Here is an 18,150-nt window from a genome sequence, read left to right as displayed (position 1 = left end):
ATGAGCGTAATTCCATTCGGGTCGTTTGCGTGGATCCCGGTGCTCGGCATCCTATTTCCTGTCTTCGTGATCGCTGTGATTCTCGGCTTCGTGGTGTTGATGCGTTACTTGAAGTACCGCGAACGCATGTTGCTTGTTCAACGTGGAGTTGACCCGGCAGACCTTCAGCCGTGGTCGCGGACTGGCCGAAACGGTTCCACGGAGCGCCAGTTACGCAGTGGCATCATCACCTCTTTGGTGGGAGTGGCGTTGCTCATCGGGTTGTGGACACTAGGAACAGGTCCGTGGCTGCTCGGTGGCCTGATTCCTCTCGCAGTTGGTATCGGAGAGTTGCTCACATTTGTCTTGACGGCACCGACGAGACCGGAACAGGGTCACCATGACAACAGGGATGACGACGTTGGCAGGACTCAAGACTGACGCACAGTCCCGGACGGTCGACAGCTTGACAACCGCGCACGCAGCCTTGTATTATATACCCCGTACCCTATATACCCACGAGGGTATAAAACGGACAGGAGAGATGACTGCATGGCTGGTATTGAAAATATCTACCCGGTCGATGTGTACGAGCGGCTGCACAGCGGGGACAAGCTGCTTGTCGTTGACGTTCGTGAAGCGAGTGAAGTTGCATACGGCAAAATTCCTGGAGCTTTGCACATTCCATTGGGGGAACTCGCAGCTCGCGCTGGAGAACTCAACCGTGACGAGGAGACAGTCCTCGTGTGTCGAAGCGGCGGTCGGAGCGCTGCAGCGTGCGACTACCTCAATTCGATCGGTTTTAACAACATCAAGAATATGGTGGGCGGCATGAGCAGCTGGAGTTGGCGGACGGAGTAATCTCGCCAACACAAGAGGAGGATTGCTGAATGAAGTGGGCATGGGTGGTATTGGTTGTTGTGGCCGTTGGCTTTTTCGTGTTGCGGTCGCGACCGGCGAAAGGTGTGATGTCCGTGACTGCAGCGGACATGAAACAACTGATGAACGACAAGCGCCAGACGGCAGGCATGCAGTTCATAGATGTTCGGGAACCAAGCGAATATCGCGGTGGTCACGCCCAAGGTTTTAAGAACATCCCGCTGGGTCAACTCAAAAATCATCTGGGCGAGTTGGAGCGTGATCAGCCAGTCGTCGTAATGTGCCATAGCGGCGCCCGGAGCACTCAGGCAGCACGTATGCTTGCGAAACAAGGCTTCAAGGATGTTCGAAATGTCCGTGGCGGCATGATGGCATGGGGATCTCGGCGTTGACCTGTCCATACCCTCTCGCCTGCGCGGGAGATATAATGGGCGGCAAGGGGGAGTGAACCGTGGAATACAACGATGCGATGCGTCACCGCCTGCGCCGAATCGAGGGGCAGGTGCGCGGCGTCATCGGCATGATGGAACAAGAAAAAGAGTGTAAGGATGTCGTGACACAACTGTCCGCCATTCGTTCAGCGGTGGACAGAGTCATTATGTACGTAGTTGGACAAAATATGGAGCAGTGCATTCGCGAAGAAGTGACGGGTGGCGGCGGCAACGCTGACCAAGTCATTCGTGAAGCGATTGAACTGCTGATGAAATCTCGCTAGAGAAGGGTGAACCATGGCATCCATTAAGGTAACGGACAAGGACTTTCAGAGTGTGATTCAAAGCGACAAGCCTGTACTCGTTGACTTCTGGGCGGCGTGGTGTGGACCATGCGTCATGATGGCGCCGGTCTTGGAGGAGTTATCCGAAGAGGAGAGCGAACATCTCACCGTCGCAAAACTGAACGTTGACGAAAACCCGAGAACAGCATCTGCATACGGCATCATGAGCATCCCCACAATGATGGTGTTCAAGAACGGCAAGCCAATTCAACAGTTGGTCGGATTTATGCCAAAACAGGTGCTCCGAGGCCGTTTGAAAGGCGTGCTCTAATTCTCGAGGAGGTCTTGTAATGACGAGTCTTTTCCACTATAGCAAGGCGTCGGACAAGGGTGTAGACGAGGCCGTTGAAGCCCTTCGAAGCGCACTGGCTGAACGCAAGTTTGGTGTCCTGTGGCAACTTGACATGACTCAGACACTGCAGGGAAAGGGCTTTGATTTCAAACAGCCCTACCGCATCCTCGAGGTCTGCAACCCGTTTGAGGCAAACGGCGTCTTGACGCAGAATCCACTGGTTGGATACTTCCTGCCCTGCAAAATTGTCGTCTATGAAGATGGGGGCAAAACCCACATTGGCTTGCCTTTGCCGACGCTCCTCATCGACATGGTTGGAGATGACCAGTTGCGTGAAACTGCAGAACGCATCGAAGCTACTTTGAAGTCCGCAGTGGACGATGCTGCGCAAGGTGAATAACAGTTCAAAATCAAGGGCTATCCAGGAACATAAGTCATGATGCCGCTGCCGGGGCTTTCGGCAGCGGTATTTTCATGTCTCGATTCGAGTATGAAGAAGGTATGTGTTTACCGGGTCCTGTGATAGACTGCCAACAAGGGACAAACTGTGATTCATACCTGACGAGACAAGTATCAGACAGGCTGGGGGAGATTGAATGGCGCTTGTTACGCCAGCGCAAGAATACAACGATGCATCCATCCATGTCCTCGAAGGCCTTGAAGCCATCCGCAAGCGCCCTGGCATGTACGTTGGCGGTACTGGCGTGCAGGGATTCCATCACCTGTTTAAAGAGGTTATTGACAACGCAGTGGATGAGGCGCTTGCCGGGTACTGCGACTGGATAGATGTGACGATTCACGAAGACCAAAGCCTGAGTGTGCTGGATAACGGGCGTGGCATCCCATTTGGCGTACATGAAACCGGTAAGCGCACGGTTGAGGTCGCGATGACCGTGCCGCACAGTGGTGGCAAGTTTGGCGACAAGGACAGCGGCTACACGGTGTCTGGTGGGCTGCACGGCGTCGGCTTGACAGCTGTAAACGCGCTCTCGAAGTGGACCCAGGTGACTATCTGGCGGGATGGACAGCGTTACGAACAGACCTACCGCAGCGGCCCAACGGATGACGGCAAGCGCATGCGCATTGGCGAACCCGGTGAGCCAACAATTTCGAAAGACACGACGCATGCGCGGGGGACTTTGATTCGGTTTCTTCCCGACAGCGAAGTGTTTGGGCACCTGCACTTCCAAGTCGGCATTGTCGAGGAACGGATTCGGATGATGGCCTACCTCAACAAGGGACTGACCATCACGCTGTCGGACCTGCGCACGAGTGAGGAACGCCGGGTGTTCAGCTTCGAGGGCGGATTATCTGCGTTTGTTGACTTTCTCAACGAAGGAAAAAAGACTTTACATACACCGGCTGCTTTTTCTGGGACTTCCGGAGACATTACGGTCGATATTGGACTACAGTATACGGACGGCTACGCTGAGACGCTCGCGAGTTTCGTCAACTGTATTCCGACGAAAAGTGGCGGTACACACGTCCGTGGCTTCAAAGCAGCCTTCACGCGCACGTGCAACGACTACGCAAAGACGAACGGTCTCTTAAAACCAGGCCAGGACAACCTCGAGGGAGACTTGCTGCGCGAGGGTATGACTTGTGTGTTGTCCATCCGCATCCCCAATCCGGAGTTCATTGGTCAGACGAAGGATGAACTCTCGAACAAGGAAGTTCAGAACATCGTCAGTACCATCGTGACTGAGCAACTTGGCGCTTACCTTGACCAGAATCGCGAGTTTGCAACCAATCTCATCCAGCGCGCCATTCTCTCCAAGCGTGCGCGGGATGCTGCCAAGAAGGCCGCTGAAGACGTCCGTACAGGCAAAGATAAGAAGGACAAAAACGGCCGTCGCAAGGTCCTGGTCGAGAAGCTCACGCCGCCGCAGAGCCACGAGTACGACAAGAACGAACTGTTCATTGTCGAGGGAGACTCGGCAGGCGGTTCGGCCAAGCAAGGGCGGGACTTCCGGCACCACGGCATTCTGCCGCTGCGCGGCAAGTCGTTGAACGTCGAGAAGGAAACTGACCTGGCAAAGATCCTGAAAAACGCCGAGATCGCGGCGATCGTCGACTCCATTGGCGCTGGGATTGGGTCATCATTCGACTTGTCGCAAGCCAAGTACGGCAAAGTCATTATTATGAGCGACGCTGACCCGGACGGTGGGCACATTCAGTCGCTCCTCATTACTTTGTTTTACAGCTACATGCGTCCACTCGTCGAAGCTGGGCGCCTGTATGTCGCCATGCCGCCGCTCTATAAACTGACCTATCAGTCAGGCAAGGGGAAATCGAAGCAGCAGGAAATCGTGTACTGTTGGACCGATGATGAGTTGGACGACCTGCGCCGCGACCTCGCAAAACAGAAGGTTTCGTTTGAATTGCAGCGGTATAAGGGACTTGGCGAGATGAACCCTGATCAACTGTGGGATACCACGATGAATCCGGAAACGCGCACTTTGATTCAGGTCGACGTCAGTGACCCGAGCATCGCGGAGCGCCGCATCACGACGCTGATGGGGAGTAACTCTGACCTGCGCAAACAATGGCTGTACGAAAACATCGACTTTGACTCATACGAAGAATAAATCGACGAACAGGCCACAGGCGGCAAGGGTACCTGAGTTCTCCAGGTACCCTGTTCGGCCAACTGAAAAGGGGAGACTTGAATGACAGAAAAGACCCTGCAGACCGACATCGCGGAACTGCTCGGGGACCGCTTCGGGCGGTACTCTAAATACACCATTCAACACCGGGCCATCCCGGATGCTCGTGATGGACTGAAACCCGTACAGCGGCGCATTTTGTACGCCATGTACATGGCCGGGAACACGCCAGACAAAGGCTACCGCAAGTCGGCGAAGACCGTCGGTGATGTGATGGGCAACTTCCACCCGCACGGGGACACGTCGATCTACGATGCGATGGTGCACATGGCACAGCCGTTCAAGACGAACGAGCCGATGATCGACGGGCACGGGAACTGGGGTTCGATCGACCGCGATCCGCCAGCGGCTATGCGTTACACCGAAGCGCGGTTGTCTGCGTACGCAATTGAGCTTCTGACGGACATCCGCAAAGATACGGTTCGCATGATCCCGAACTTCGACGAGACGACCGATGAGCCGATGGTGCTTCCTGCCAGGTTGCCAAACCTGCTCATCAACGGCGCCGCAGGCATCGCGAGTGGCTTTGCGACGAACATTCCGTCGCACAACCCGAAAGACGTCGTCGACGCGTGTATTGCCTACCTGAAGAACAGTGACATCTCCAACGAGGCGCTGATCGACATCGTGCAGGCTCCAGACTTCCCGACGGGCTGCGAAGTGATGGACGAGAAAGGCATTCGCGCGATGTACACGACCGGGTCGGGCAGTTTCATGATGTCGGCGCGGCTTGAGGTGGAGTACCCGAAAAAGGGCAACCCGCAGCTTGTCTTCTCGCACATTCCTTACAACGCCGTGAAGCAGCAGATTGTCATTGCGCTGCAGGAAATCGTCCTCAATCGCGACATTGAAGGCATTGTCGAAGTCCGGGATGAGACGGACCGCAAACACGGAATGACCGGCGCGCGCATCGTCGTGGAAGTGAAGAAGGGGTTGTCGGACGAACAAGTCGGCTCGATTGTCGCGTATCTCTACAAGAACACTGACCTGATGTCTCGCTACGCGGCGAACATGACCGCGATTGTCGACGGGCGGCCAGAGAAACTCGACTTGAAGAAGTTTGTCGCGGCCTACGTCGAGCATCAGCGCGACGTGATTAGGCGGCGCACGCAGTTTGACCTCGACCGTGCAAAAGAGCGGTTTCACATCGTCGAGGGCTACATCAAAGCGCTGCAAAGCCTCGACGAAGTGATACGAATCATCCGGGAGTCGCAGGACCGCAAAGACGCCGTCGAACAGTTGACGAGCCGCATTGAACTGACCGAGATCCAAGCGAACGCGATTCTCGACCTGCGTCTATACCGCTTGACGAACCTCGAAGTGGCAAGTTTTCAGAAAGAGTGGGAAGAGCTCAAACGGACGATTGCAAAGCTCGAGAGCATTCTCGCGAGCCCGAAGTTGCTGGACAAGGTGATTTCGACTGAGTTGAGCGACTTCGTCAAGCCATATACGCACGAACGTCGTTCACCGATTAAGGCGGAAGTGGTCGAACTCAACGTCAACGTCGCGATGACCATCCCGGAAGAAGAGGTCTACGTGGTTTTGACCAAAAACGGCTACATTCGCAGGCTCAGTAAACGCGCCTACATGGGCGTCGAGCGCATTGACTCGATGAGTCTCAAACTCGGCGACAGCGTCCAACTGACACTTCTGGTCAAGACCACGGACACGCTGCTCTTGTTCACGACCGGCGGTGTCTATTACTCTTTACTCGCGTATAAGATCCCGGAGGGACGCTGGAAAGACGAAGGCAGTCCACTGCACACGGTCGTTCCGCTCGGAACCGGAGAGACAATCGCAGACATTGTGGCTGTGGCTGACTTTAGCGCCGAGAAGTCAGTGTGCTTCGTGACCGCCTTCGGCCTTGTCAAAAAAACGACGCTCAAGGAGTACCAGACGGATCGTTCTGTGGCTGTGAAAGCACTGAAGCTGAAGGAAGGCGACGAGGTTGCGACCGTGTTCCTGACGGACGGCGACGACCGCATTGTAGCGTTGACAGAACGCGGGTATGTCGGTCTGTACACCCAAGAGGACATTGGCGACATTGGCAAAAACGCGTCTGGCTCGAAACTGATTGTGCTGTCGAAGAACGACCGGGTGTTGCAAGCCTCCGCAGTTCACCGGGAAAAACCTTTCTACGTCGTGTTGTTTGAGTCTCACGGTTACTTCAGGGCGGTGTATTCGCAGCGGATCCCGATTAAACACCGGGGCAGCAAGGGCACTCTCGCGTGGAAAGGACTCGGCCCCGAGGACCGGGTGGTGCGTGGCATCGCGATCGACGCTGCACCGGGTGAAACGGTACAAGGCGCGCACGTGGTCAACGGGCAGCTTATCACTCCCTTCGCGATCGACGTGAAACCTACGCCCGCCGAACCGATGTTATATGCGCCACTCGATCTCCAGTCCATTGTCACCGATGTCATCTTAATGCCGAAAAAGTAAGGAGGGCTACGCATGCATGAGGCAGCAAAGCGGTTAAATGAGGTGCTTGAGGAGAACGCTCCACACACGTACGAGGTGTTGTCTGAGTTAGGACGAGCGCTATACTTTCCGAAAGAAGGGATACTCAGCCAGTCTGCAGAGGCCAAGGCGAAAGCAAAGCGGTTCAACGCCACGATTGGCATTGCCTTGGAAGACGGCGTCCCGATGCACCTCAATGTCATTCAGTCGCACCTTGCGGATTTCTCGCCGAACGACTTGTACAACTACGCGCCGCCGGCTGGGAAACCTGAACTGCGTTCCTTGTGGCGCGAGAAGTTGTTGGAAGAGAACCCGTCGATGCGCAGCAAGCACTTTGGCAACCCGATTGTCACGAACGCGCTGACGCACGGCCTTTCGATTGTCGCTGACCTGTTCGCGGATGCAGGTGACGCTGTCATTCTGCCAGATAAGAACTGGGAGAACTACGAGTTAACGTTTGGTGTGCGGCGGGGAGCGAACATGGTGACGTACCCGCTCTACGACGCGTCGGGGTCATTCAATGCGGCGGGCCTCGAGCAGGCCATCTTGAGCCAGCAAGACCGTGGTAAGGCGATTGTCCTGCTGAACTTCCCCAACAACCCGACTGGCTACACACCGAGTATCGAAGAAGGCGATGCCATCGTCGCCGCGATCGAAAGCGGGGCCAAGGCAGGGGTGAACGTTGTGGCGGTCACGGACGACGCATACTTCTTCCTGTTCTTCGAGGAGTCGCTGAAAGAGTCTCTGTTCGGCAAACTGTGCGACCTGCACCCGCGCATTCTGCCTATCAAAGTCGACGGCGCGACGAAAGAGGAGTTCGTCTGGGGCTTTCGCGTCGGCTTCCTGACCTTTGGCGCGGAGTCTGACTTAGTTCTCGTAGCCCTCGAACAAAAGGCGATGGGTATCATCCGAGCGACGATTTCCTCGGGTTCGCACCCGTCGCAGACGTTCGTTCTGAAGGCCCTGCAGGCGCCGGAATTTAAGGAACAGAAGCAGGAGAAGTTCGAGATCATGAAACGCCGGGCCAACCGCGTCAAGGTGGTGCTCGACAGTGGACGGTTCGACGAGGCGTGGCGGTACTACCCGTTCAACTCGGGCTACTTCATGTGCCTGGAGTTAAAGCGCGTGAAGGCGGAGGACCTGCGCGTCGCGTTGCTCGAACGGCAGGGCATCGGGACGATTGCGCTAGGTGACCACGACCTGCGCATCGCCTTCTCGTGCATTGAGGAGTCGGACATTGAGGCGCTCTTTGACGCCATTTACGAAACCGAGCGGGAACTCTCCGGGTTGACCCAGCAGTGAGTGTGCTTCTTGCGGGTGCTCCGCGCCGTGCAATTTGCTTGTTTGCCCGTGGCTTTGGCTCTCCCCGTTAGGGCGGGATGATGCAGGTGGCTTTGTGAGTCGCCTGCTTGCATCCGCGCCTACGCAGGGATCCTTCGCGCGGGCTTGCCCCGCACAGAAGTGGTGTACATTGTCAAGGCTCGTCATACGATCCCGATGAAATTCGCAATCGTGGTGAACGAACGCATCCTCGACTTTGTGTTGCACCGCGAGAGCGGGCTCGGGTTTGGCGAACCCGTGCTCACGGGCGATTCAGATGCGCATCAGTTCTTGCGATGAACGCGCAGTTGGTTCGCTACTTCGATTAAAACAGTCCGCCTTGTCAGAAGGCCGTAAAAGCGGTCTTGTTCATCCACGACACAGAGAAACGAGCGGTTAATCAAGAGGTCGATTGCTCGCTGGAAGCTGACTGTTGGCTTGATCAGCGGAGCGGAAGTGTCCGCCACTTGTTCCACGGTCGTGTCGGATAATTTGGCGATATTCATCTGATCCACTTCAAGGATGGATTCCAGGATGTTGGTTTTGCTTACGGTACCGAACACCGATTCGTGGGCGCCGAGCACGGGTACGGCAGAGTAACCGGATTTAATGAGCACCAGCAGTGCGTGTTCGAGTGTGTTGTAGGTGTATACGCAGGCCACATTTTTCCCCGGTGTGACCAGGGAGTCAACTTGATTCGGCAACATGGCAAACTGAAAGTCGGAATCCGTTGCGGGCGTATGGACAGTGTCCTTCATGTCGCACCTCATCAATGATCAGGGTTTTCACAAGTCAAGTTACAAGCAACCTCGTTAGGTCAGGAGTACGCAAGTTAGTGTGTGCAAATTAGAGAGTCAGACCACGCACCTCAGATTCCAACTCAGAGCACAAGTCAGAGCGCAAATCTAAGTACGCAGGCTAAGGGGCGTACGAAGAACCAAGGTTGGAGCGCAAGCAGGACATCATGGATACTTATATCATAACGGTTTTCTGGCACGGCGCTAGGTCAAGTCGCACCATCTTTGCGTAGATTCTTTCGCGCCCGCAAACAATTCGACACATGCCTTGTTTTTTTGACCAAATTTCAAGGAAAGCCTGATAGTCTTCAGGTGCGCCTGTATCACAGGTTCCCCTTTGGATTGACAGTGGCGAGACACACAGCCTCTGTCTTTTTTTTGCCGTTGCAAGTCTAGCAACTCTAGGTATACCTCCTCACATTCCTGTCAAGACTGTCTGCTAGATTGACAGGCGGAGGTGGACCGGATGGGCGTGCGAAAGGTTGCGTGGACATTGATTGCGGTCGGGGTTGTCGGCTGGGGACTGCATGCGGCGACCGCGTGGGCGGGAAGTCAAAATGTGGCGGGGGTGCGGGCAGAGGCTGCATTTTTGAATCGGGCCGTGGCGGCGGCAGGTGGCACAGACACGCATGCGCTCGTGAACGACTACACACAGTCGGGTGGGCAGTTTTCCTCGCTGGTACAACTCGAGCAGGAAGCATCCGCGACAGCCGGCGCGATGGGCATGACCAATGCGAAGCAGATTACGCGGTCTCTAGCAGGAGAGAACTTCGTGGAGTTAAGCGGAGCCGGTGCGGGCGGTGCGCAAATCTCTGTGTATGAATCGAGCTTTCCTGCTGCAGGTGGTCAAGGAACAGACGTACTGGTCATTCGAGCGACACCGGACACTGTGACAGCGCGGAACCTCACAAATCTCATGCAGCAGGTGTATTCCGCAGTCGCGGATCAGCACCGCATTCCGGATGTCAGCGCGTACGTCGAGACGGTGCACAAAGGCCTCGCGTCGACGGCTCAAGTGCGCCAGGACGAGGCGCGTGTACTCGCAGCGGTTGGCGCGAAGGCGTTCTCTGGCATGCAATCAGGCACGGACAGCAGTGTATCTGCCTTTGCGGCGAACGGGCCCAAGGGAATCAAGAGCGGGACCCAGAGCATGAACCTGCAGGTCGGGGTGCACTTGGACTCGCTGCACCGACAGACTGACGTTTTCATCGGCACGCCCATTATCGTCGACCCATTTTAAGTCGCCCGGAATCGCACTTGGCCCCGGGCACACCGCGGGCTGCCTGGACTCGCACTCGGTCCGAGGCGTCACAGCAGCGGGCGATGTCACGCGACGATTGACTTCCTGCAATCATGGCTCCGAATCAACTCAGGCCGTGTGGTAGAATCAGGACATGATCGGTTGACCGTGATAAGCGAGTGGCAGGAAGGCAGGTGATGCCTGTGAACGCCGCACCATCCCTCGGCAAACGCGTTCGGCATTTGCAACGGTACAGACAAATCGCACAAATTCTCATTCGCAACGGTTTTGGCTGGTTCATCGACGGAGTCGGACTCGCCGACTTGCTGACGTTACCCAAACGCATGTTTTCTGACGTGCAAAAGCGTGACGCCCTGACGACCGTCGAGCGGATTCGAACCGTGGTCGAGCGACTCGGACCAACGTTTGTCAAACTCGGACAGGTCGCAAGTCTGCGCAGAGACATCTTTCCACCCGAGTTAATCACGGAACTCTCCAAACTTCAGGACGAAGTCCCGCCTGTGTCGTTTGAACAAGTCCAAGGTGTGGTCAGTGAAGAACTGGGGCATCCGCTCGAAGAAGTCTTCGAGTCGTTTGACCCTGTTCCCATCGGTTCTGCGTCGATTGGGCAAGTGCACCGCGCTGTGCTCAAGGGGGGCGACGTTGTCGCGGTGAAAGTCCAGCGGCCGGATATCCGCGGACAGATTCGCGTCGACCTCGAAGTGCTCGCGGACCTTGCCCAGATGGCAGAACGTCGCTTCGACTGGGCCCGGCACTACCAAATTAGCGATGTCGTTGCGGAATTCACGCGGTCACTCCACGATGAACTGGACTACACGCAAGAAGGACGCAACGCTGACCGCATTCGAAAAATTTTTGTGGATGATGAGTTGGTGAAGATCCCGGAAATCTACTGGGACTTGACCACTTCGAAAGTGTTGGTCATGGAATTCGTCGAAGGCGTCAAGCTGACTGACCAAGTCACCTTAATTGCTCGAGGTTACGACCCGAAGCAACTCGCAGAGAACGCGGCACGCGCCGTATTCACGCAGCTCTTGCTCCACGGCGTGTTTCACGCGGACCCGCACCCTGGGAATCTGGCGGCGCTCCCGAACCACGCCATCTTGTTCATGGACTTCGGAATGGTCGGACGCCTCACGCAAGATATGAAAGACCGCCTGGCAACACTCGTCGTCGGGCTCATGCGCAGAAACACGGACATGATTCTGCGCGCGCTGCGGCACATGGGCGTGGTTCCTGTGGATGTCAACGAGGACTCACTGCGCCGGGATGTAGACGCTCTGCGGGAAAAGTACTACGACATACCGCTCAGCCAAGTGAGTCTGGCGGAATCCGTCGCGGACATTTTTCAGGTTGCGTATCGACACCGGATTAAGATCCCGGCGGACCTTGCACTGGTTGGGAAGACGCTGCTGACCATTGAAGGGGTTGTCGAGGAGTTAGATCCGGGTTTTCGGATCATGGATGTTGCCGAACCGTTCGGTCGCCAGTTGCTGAAGGAGCAGCTTCACCCGAAGACGGTTGGACGTCACTTGCTTGGCACCGCGATCGACGTGGGTGACTTCTTGATCGACTTTCCGCGCCAAGTGCGACTGATGGTACGTGAGATTGGGCATGGGCGCGTGAAGGTGCAGATGGAAGTGAGTGAAGTGAACAACATTATGGGCAAGCTCGACCGGATCAGCAATCGGCTGTCGTTTGCGGTCATGCTGCTTGCCCTCAGTATCTTCGTCGCAGGACTCTTGATTGCCTCGGCACTTGCCAAGACCAGTAATCTCTTGTGGCGGTTCCCGATTACGCAAGTTGGCCTGATTATGGGCGGTCTGATGTTGCTCTTGCTCGTGTGGTCGATCATCCGGTCAGGCAGGATGTAGCTTGACCGACCAGCGGCAGAGACTCGCATGGAGCAGAGCCTGCTGAAACGCGCGCTCACTTACACGAGCGCGCGAACGACGTCCTCAAGTTGCATGCCGCGCGACGCTTTGACGAGAATGACCGCGGGTTCCGGTAGCAAGTCAGGAATGGCTTTCAGGGCGCTCTCTTTGTCTTCGAACCAGTGTACCTGTGTGTGCCCGGCTTGGCGTGCTGCTTCCGCCGTCCATTTGCTGTACGGGCCAATCGCGAACAGGGAGTCGATACCGAGTTCGGCCACGTAAGCGCCCACTTCCCGGTGGCCTGATTCTGTCGTGTCGCCAAGCTCGTACATGTCACCCAGGATTGCCACTGTCGGGCGCTCTTCTGCAAGGTCGCGCAGTGCCGACAGGCTTGCCTTGGTGGAAAGTGGACTCGCGTTGTACGTGTCATCGATCACGTGTGTGCCGTTTTTGCCCGTTTGTAGTTGAAATCTGCCGTTGCTGATCCGGACGTTGGCCAGCGCGTCTGCCATGGCTTTGAGCGGGATCGCGTGGGCCGCCCCAAGCAACAGCGCGCCGAGTGCGTTGGCCACATTGTGGCGCCCATGGGCTGGCAGCGTCACGTGAACGCTGTCGCCAAGGACATGGGCTGTAAATGTGACACCGCTTTGTCCACTGACAAGGTCGCTCGCGTACGCGTCAACTTTATCGCGAGGCACTGGGCGTGACTCGGCGCTGATTCCCTCTGGACGCGCGTCAGCCGCCACGGTGGTTGACGCGATTGCGGCAGCGGCGGTTGTGGTCGGCGCATCAAGTTGGTACCAGAGAACTCGCGCACGGGTTTTCCCAGCAATCTGGACGAGCCACGGGTCATCCCGGTTGAGAACTGCAACCCCTGACTTCGGCAATGCCTCAAGCAGTTCTCCCTTCGCTTCGGCGATTGCCTGTTGACTCCCTAGTAGCTCAATGTGACTCTGACCGATATTGGTGATCATCCCTGCGGTTGGCTGCGCGATTGACGCTAGTTTCGCGATTTGCCCGAGTCCGCGCATGCCCATCTCTAGCACTATCGATTGGTGTTCCTCTGTCCGCCCAAGCAGAGTGAGCGGCATGCCGAGTTCATTGTTGTAGTTGGCTGTCGTGGCCAGGCACGGTCCCTTTGCACTAAACACAGCCGCCAACATGTCTTTGGTGGTGGTTTTGCCATTACTACCCGTCACACCAATGACCGGGCCGCCAAACCGAGTTCGCTCAAATACGGCCAACCTCTGGACGGCGACAAGGGGGTCTGCGACGCGAATTAGGTTGACACACGGGTCCATCCCGTCGATGTGCTTTGTCACCAGGGCTGCGACTGCACCTCGCTCAAAAGCACTACCCACGAAATTATGGCCATCTGCCTCTGTTCCGACAAAGGCGACAAATAAGTCGCCTGGACGGATCGCCCGGCTGTCGATCGCGACTCCGGTCACGGTTCCTTTCAAGTGTCCTTGCAGTTGTGTGCCTTGCACAATGTCCGTCAACTGACGAACAGACAGCGGCAACATCCGTTCACACTCCCATCGGGTCAACCCGCTTCGAAAATCTATACCATACCATCTTACGCATTCGTAGGCGTTTGCGCACCTTACAGCGCGCGGCTCATTCGTCACTGCCGCCTAGGGTCTGTGCATAGCATACTCTTGGCTGCATCTTGTCGGCAATCAGGTATACTCGACGTATGTATGAAGAAGGGGTTGGCAGGTTTGACACAACGCATCCGGGTCGGTGTCATTTTTGGCGGCAAGTCTGGTGAACATGAGGTTTCCATTCAATCCGGCCAGTCGATTTTGAACGCGCTCGATCAGGAGGCCTACGAAGTAGTACCGATCGGGATCACGCGCACAGGACAGTGGATTGTGGGGCAGCAGGCGTCTTTCGCACTGAACCAGGCTACCCAGATTGAGCTTGGCGAACAGTCTCAGTACGTCCAACAACCAGAGGCGAACCAGGCGGCCACTTCGGCAGCGGCGGTTGTGCCGATTGGCGAACTCGTCCCGCCCGAGCTCGTCGGCGACTTTGACGTGGTGATTCCCGTGTTGCATGGACCAAACGGGGAAGACGGTACAATCCAAGGTATGCTTGAACTGTTTGACATCCCGTACGTCGGCGCTGGCGTGTTAGCCTCCGCTGTCGGCATGGACAAAGTGTTTATGAAAAAGTTGTTCGCGGAGGCTGGCTTGCCACAGGTGGCGTACACGTTCTGCACACGGAAACTGTGGGAAACACAACCCGCTCGAGTGGTTCAAGAGGTTGAAGAGAACATCGGTTACCCCTGCTTCGTTAAGCCGGCGAACATGGGGTCGAGCGTCGGGATCAGCAAGGTTAAGACTGCCAAGGAACTGCCGGTTGCAATCGACTTGGCGGCTCGCTACGACCGCAAAATCATCATCGAACAAGGGCTCGACGTCCGCGAAGTCGAGGTCGCGGTACTCGGGAACGATGAGCCGGAGGCATCTGTGCCTGGTGAAGTCATCCCCGATCACGAGTTTTACGACTACGAGGCCAAGTACGTCACCGGTGAATCGCAGCTCATCATCCCGGCGCCGCTTCCTGCACAGGTCACAGAAGAGATTCGGCGTGTGGCGGTTGAGGCGTTCCGCGCGGTCGACGGCAGTGGCCTGGCACGCATGGACTTTTTCGTGGAGCGGGGCACAAACCGGGTACTTGTCAACGAGATCAACACGATGCCTGGATTCACGCGGTTTAGCATGTATCCCAAGTTGTGGGAAGCCACCGGGTTGTCGTACACGCAGTTGCTTGACCGCCTTATCGGCCTCGCCCTTGAGCGGAGCACCGAAAAGCGGCGGTCGACGCAGAACCTGTCGTAAATCTCCGACGTACATGCATATTTGTGACGTAAGTGGGCCGGCAGGCGGGGGGTCCCGTCAGTTTGGCCCACTCTGTTGCTTAGAGACGCTGCAAGTACGCGGCCATGCGCTGCCCCGCCTCTGCGAGTAAATCTTCGGATTGGACGAGCGCGATTCGCACGTAGCCTTCTCCTTCCTGACCAAACGCGTCGCCTGGGGTTACGACGACACCGGTGGACTCGAGCAGGTCAAGTGCAAACGTTCGAGAGGACTCGAAGCGACTCGGAATCATCGCCCAGATAAACATTGTGGCGTGGACGGTTGGCACCTGCCAGTCAGCGTTTCGCAAACCTGCTACGAGTGTGTCGCGCCTGCGTTCGTAGGTGTGCACCTGCTCTTCTAGGTGGCTTGGGTCGGCCATCAATGCAGCAATCGCTGCTTCCTGAATCGGACGAAACACGCCGTAGTCGATGTGCGACTTCAACAGCTGCAGCAGGTTGAGCGCCTGTCTGTTGCCAACTGCGTAGCCGATGCGGCAACCCGCCATGTTAAACGTCTTCGAGAGCGAGTTGAACTCAATGGCTACGTCAGTCGCACCAGGATAGGCGAGGATGCTCGTCGCGCGCAGACCGTCAAAGACCAGTTCCGAGTACGCAAAGTCGTGGACAATCAGGATGTGGTGTCGCTTTGCAAACGCGATCGCCTGTTCAAAAAACGCCGCTGGCGCAATCGTCGCGATTGGGTTGCCAGGGAAGTTGAGGACCATGAACTTGGCCCGCTCGGCCACGTCGACTGGAATGGCGTCAAACTGCGGCAGGAACCCATGTTCCGGACGCAACGGCATGGGGACAAGCTGGCCGCCGGCGATTTGCACGCTCGCTGCGTAAATTGGGTAGCCTGGGTCTGGGACGAGCACAATGTCGCCAGGGTTGATGAGAGCGAGCGCCAAGTGCGCCAGACCGTCTTGAGAGCCCATGAGCTGCACAACTTCGCGGCTGGGGTCGATGGACACAGCGTAGCGGCGCTGGTAGAAAGAAGCCACAGCCTCGGCAAAGCTGGGGATGGCTGACAAGGTGTACTCGTACTTGCTGCCATCTAGAACCGCTTCGGCTAGTACCTGCCGAATAAACGGAGCGGGGGGCAGGTCAGGGCTGCCGACACTCAGGTCAATCAGGGCCAGCCCACGCTCGGCCACCGCGCGCTTCTTAGCGGCGAGCTCGGCGAAGATGCCGGTCGGCAGACTCGCGATTCGATCGCTTGGGTCAAAGGACATCAGTTTTCTCCTCCGCTACTGTGTATTCGGCGGGACCATACCACTAGGCTAAAACCAGTGTACAATAGTATTGAACAGAATTCCGAAAGGAGCGGCAACTTCGTGCCTACCTACGATCTGGAATCTACGTTTGACCTGGCAAAGGCCAGTATTCGTGAACTGCAACTACAAATGACGACGGGGCAGTTGACTTCCGTCGAACTGGTCTCGGTCTATTTAACGCGCATCGCGGCGCTCGATAAGACGGGGCCAGCTCTGAACGCGGTGCTTGAGGTCAATCCGGACGCGCTGCAGACCGCCGAGGCCCTTGATGCGGAGCGCCGTCGCCAGGGGCCGCGTGGACCGCTGCATGGTATTCCTGTGCTCATTAAAGGCAACATCGACACAGGAGACAAGATGCATACCACAGCCGGGTCCCGGGCGCTGGCCAATTGCTACGCCAAGACGGACTCCCTTGTGGTGAAACGGTTGCGTGCGGCAGGCGCCGTCATCCTCGGCAAGACGAATTTGACCGAATGGGCGAACTTTATGGCTGAGAACATGTCCAACGGCTACAGTTCGCTGGGTGGCCAGGTGCGCAATCCGTACGGCCCTGGGACACACGACACCGGGGGCTCTAGCGCGGGAACAGGCGCGGCCATCGCTGCGAGTCTCGCCGCGGTAGGAGTCGGGACGGAGACATCGGGCTCTATCCTCAGCCCGTCAAGCCAGAACTCACTCGTTGGAATCAAGCCGACCGTTGGTCTAATCAGCCGCACGGGCATCATTCCCATTTCGTTTAGCCAAGACACCGCTGGACCGATGGCGCGCACGGTGGAAGACGCGGCGGTGCTCCTCGGAGCCATGACAGGGGTCGATCCTGATGACCCTGCGACCGGCTCGAGCCTTGGCGTTGCCCTGACAGACTACACGGTGTTTTTGGATGAGACGGCGCTGAAGGGGGCACGGATCGGCATCCCGCGCGATCCGTTCTACACGGAGCTGCCGGAAGCTAAACAAAAGGTCATGGACGGTGTCATCGCACAGTTGACCGAGCTTGGTGCAACCGTTGTCGACGTCGACCTCCCGAAGGCCGCCCTCGGCGAGGACATCAACGTCCTCGTCTACGAGTTCAAGTCAGCCATCAACGCGTATCTCGGCGGCGTCGGGACAAACGTCCCGGTCCACTCGCTAGCAGAGTTAATCGCGTACAACGAAGCACATTCCGCCGAAATGTTGCGGTATGGGCAAGCCGTGCTGGTAAAGTCAGAGGAGACCAGTGGCAGTTTGACAGAGTCGGCCTACATTGAAAGCCGCCTGCGCGACCTGCGTGTGACACGCGAAGAGGGAATCGACGGCTTGCTCACGTCGCACAAACTCGACGCGCTATTGTTCCCGAACAACTGGGGGGCTGGGGTCGCGGCCAAAGCGGGTTACCCTTCCATCACGGTGCCGGCCGGGTATACGCCAGATGGAGAACCCGTGGGTATGACACTGACGGGCACAGCGTTCTCCGAACCGACACTGATTCGCCTCGCGTACGCCTACGAGCAAGGGACACACCACCGGGTAGAGCCCGCGCTCTGAGGCGTTCTCCCGGGCGGGGCGGCTCTTGTGCGCCGCAACCGCAGCCTGGGGGCAGCACAGTTAGGGTGGGCGCAGTTGGGGTGAGCGCAGTTGGGGTGAGCGCAGTTGGGGCGCAGTTTGGGTGAGCGTAGCTTGGGTGGGCAGCACGTTAGATGGATAGTCAGACGAAGGATGTGAACT

General features: G+C 57.0%; 17 protein-coding genes. 14 read left to right on the top strand and 3 right to left on the bottom strand.

The genetic code is table 11. From position 1 onward, the window contains the following. The 10 genes from JC200_RS08980 to JC200_RS08935 all read left to right on the top strand — a co-directional run bounded on the left by JC200_RS08980 (position 1) and on the right by JC200_RS08935 (position 8,671). The gene (locus tag JC200_RS08980) at positions 1-420 is read left to right on the top strand and encodes a DUF6249 domain-containing protein (RefSeq protein ID WP_274435921.1); all 420 of its coding nucleotides are present in this window, start codon (positions 1-3) and stop codon (positions 418-420) included. A 111-nt stretch (positions 421-531) separates the two neighbouring features. Continuing rightward, positions 532-840: a rhodanese-like domain-containing protein gene (locus tag JC200_RS08975; protein ID WP_443111883.1), complete on the top strand. Its 309-nt coding sequence runs from the start codon at positions 532-534 to the stop codon at positions 838-840. A gap of 29 nt (positions 841-869) precedes the next feature. Continuing rightward, on the top strand, positions 870-1,250 hold the full coding sequence (locus JC200_RS08970) for a rhodanese-like domain-containing protein (protein WP_274435920.1): 381 nt from the start codon (positions 870-872) through the stop codon (positions 1,248-1,250). 59 nt (positions 1,251-1,309) lie between these two features. After that, positions 1,310-1,573: a metal-sensitive transcriptional regulator gene (locus JC200_RS08965; RefSeq protein ID WP_274435919.1), complete on the top strand. Its 264-nt coding sequence runs from the start codon at positions 1,310-1,312 to the stop codon at positions 1,571-1,573. 13 nt (positions 1,574-1,586) lie between these two features. Further along, positions 1,587-1,904: a thioredoxin gene (gene trxA, locus JC200_RS08960; RefSeq protein WP_274435918.1), complete on the top strand. Its 318-nt coding sequence runs from the start codon at positions 1,587-1,589 to the stop codon at positions 1,902-1,904. Positions 1,905-1,923: 19 nt separating this feature from the next. Continuing rightward, entirely contained in the window at positions 1,924-2,325 is a 402-nt protein-coding gene (locus JC200_RS08955; RefSeq protein ID WP_274435917.1) for a DUF302 domain-containing protein, read from the top strand. A gap of 196 nt (positions 2,326-2,521) precedes the next feature. Beyond that, on the top strand, positions 2,522-4,513 hold the full coding sequence (locus tag JC200_RS08950) for a DNA gyrase/topoisomerase IV subunit B (protein WP_274435916.1): 1,992 nt from the start codon (positions 2,522-2,524) through the stop codon (positions 4,511-4,513). Between the two features lie 81 nt (positions 4,514-4,594). Further along, positions 4,595-7,033, top strand: coding sequence for a DNA gyrase/topoisomerase IV subunit A (locus JC200_RS08945; protein ID WP_274435915.1), 2,439 nt, complete (start codon positions 4,595-4,597; stop codon positions 7,031-7,033). Positions 7,034-7,045: 12 nt separating this feature from the next. Beyond that, positions 7,046-8,353: an aminotransferase class I/II-fold pyridoxal phosphate-dependent enzyme gene (locus JC200_RS08940; RefSeq protein WP_274435914.1), complete on the top strand. Its 1,308-nt coding sequence runs from the start codon at positions 7,046-7,048 to the stop codon at positions 8,351-8,353. Positions 8,354-8,515: 162 nt separating this feature from the next. After that, positions 8,516-8,671, top strand: coding sequence for a hypothetical protein (locus tag JC200_RS08935; RefSeq protein WP_274435913.1), 156 nt, complete (start codon positions 8,516-8,518; stop codon positions 8,669-8,671). On the opposite strand, the gene cbpB is transcribed toward JC200_RS08935, so the two are convergent. Further along, positions 8,656-9,129, bottom strand: coding sequence for a cyclic-di-AMP-binding protein CbpB (gene cbpB, locus JC200_RS08930; RefSeq protein ID WP_274435912.1), 474 nt, complete (start codon positions 9,127-9,129; stop codon positions 8,656-8,658). The genes JC200_RS08935 and cbpB overlap by 16 nt on opposite strands. A gap of 505 nt (positions 9,130-9,634) precedes the next feature. Here cbpB and JC200_RS08925 point away from each other — a divergent pair. Both JC200_RS08925 and JC200_RS08920 read left to right on the top strand, forming a co-directional pair. Beyond that, positions 9,635-10,408: a YwmB family TATA-box binding protein gene (locus JC200_RS08925; RefSeq protein ID WP_274435911.1), complete on the top strand. Its 774-nt coding sequence runs from the start codon at positions 9,635-9,637 to the stop codon at positions 10,406-10,408. A 197-nt stretch (positions 10,409-10,605) separates the two neighbouring features. Next, complete coding sequence (locus tag JC200_RS08920) at positions 10,606-12,303, top strand: ABC1 kinase family protein (RefSeq protein ID WP_274435910.1); 1,698 nt, start codon at positions 10,606-10,608, stop codon at positions 12,301-12,303. A gap of 59 nt (positions 12,304-12,362) precedes the next feature. Here the strand turns inward: JC200_RS08920 and JC200_RS08915 are convergent, their stop codons facing one another. Further along, positions 12,363-13,829 carry a UDP-N-acetylmuramoyl-tripeptide--D-alanyl-D-alanine ligase gene (locus tag JC200_RS08915; RefSeq protein WP_274435909.1) on the bottom strand — a complete coding sequence of 489 codons (1,467 nt, stop codon included), beginning with the start codon at positions 13,827-13,829 and terminating at the stop codon, positions 12,363-12,365. A 198-nt stretch (positions 13,830-14,027) separates the two neighbouring features. Between JC200_RS08915 and JC200_RS08910 the strand changes: the two genes are divergently transcribed. Further along, positions 14,028-15,152, top strand: coding sequence for a D-alanine--D-alanine ligase (locus JC200_RS08910; RefSeq protein WP_274435908.1), 1,125 nt, complete (start codon positions 14,028-14,030; stop codon positions 15,150-15,152). 79 nt (positions 15,153-15,231) lie between these two features. Here JC200_RS08910 and JC200_RS08905 read toward each other — a convergent pair whose 3' ends face one another. Further along, on the bottom strand, positions 15,232-16,404 hold the full coding sequence (locus JC200_RS08905) for an aminotransferase class I/II-fold pyridoxal phosphate-dependent enzyme (RefSeq protein WP_274435907.1): 1,173 nt from the start codon (positions 16,402-16,404) through the stop codon (positions 15,232-15,234). A 102-nt stretch (positions 16,405-16,506) separates the two neighbouring features. On the opposite strand from JC200_RS08905, the gene JC200_RS08900 reads away from it, so the two are divergent. Further along, positions 16,507-17,970, top strand: a complete 1,464-nt coding sequence (locus JC200_RS08900; protein WP_274435906.1) for an amidase family protein — start codon at positions 16,507-16,509, stop codon at positions 17,968-17,970. Positions 17,971-18,150: the final 180 nt, after the last annotated feature.

The organism is Alicyclobacillus sp. ALC3 (assembly GCF_028751195.1).
In the GTDB taxonomy this organism is placed as follows: Bacteria; Bacillota; Bacilli; order Alicyclobacillales; family Alicyclobacillaceae; genus Alicyclobacillus_L.
Note: the sequence above shows the minus strand (reverse complement) of the source record. Positions and strands in the feature narration are given on the sequence as shown.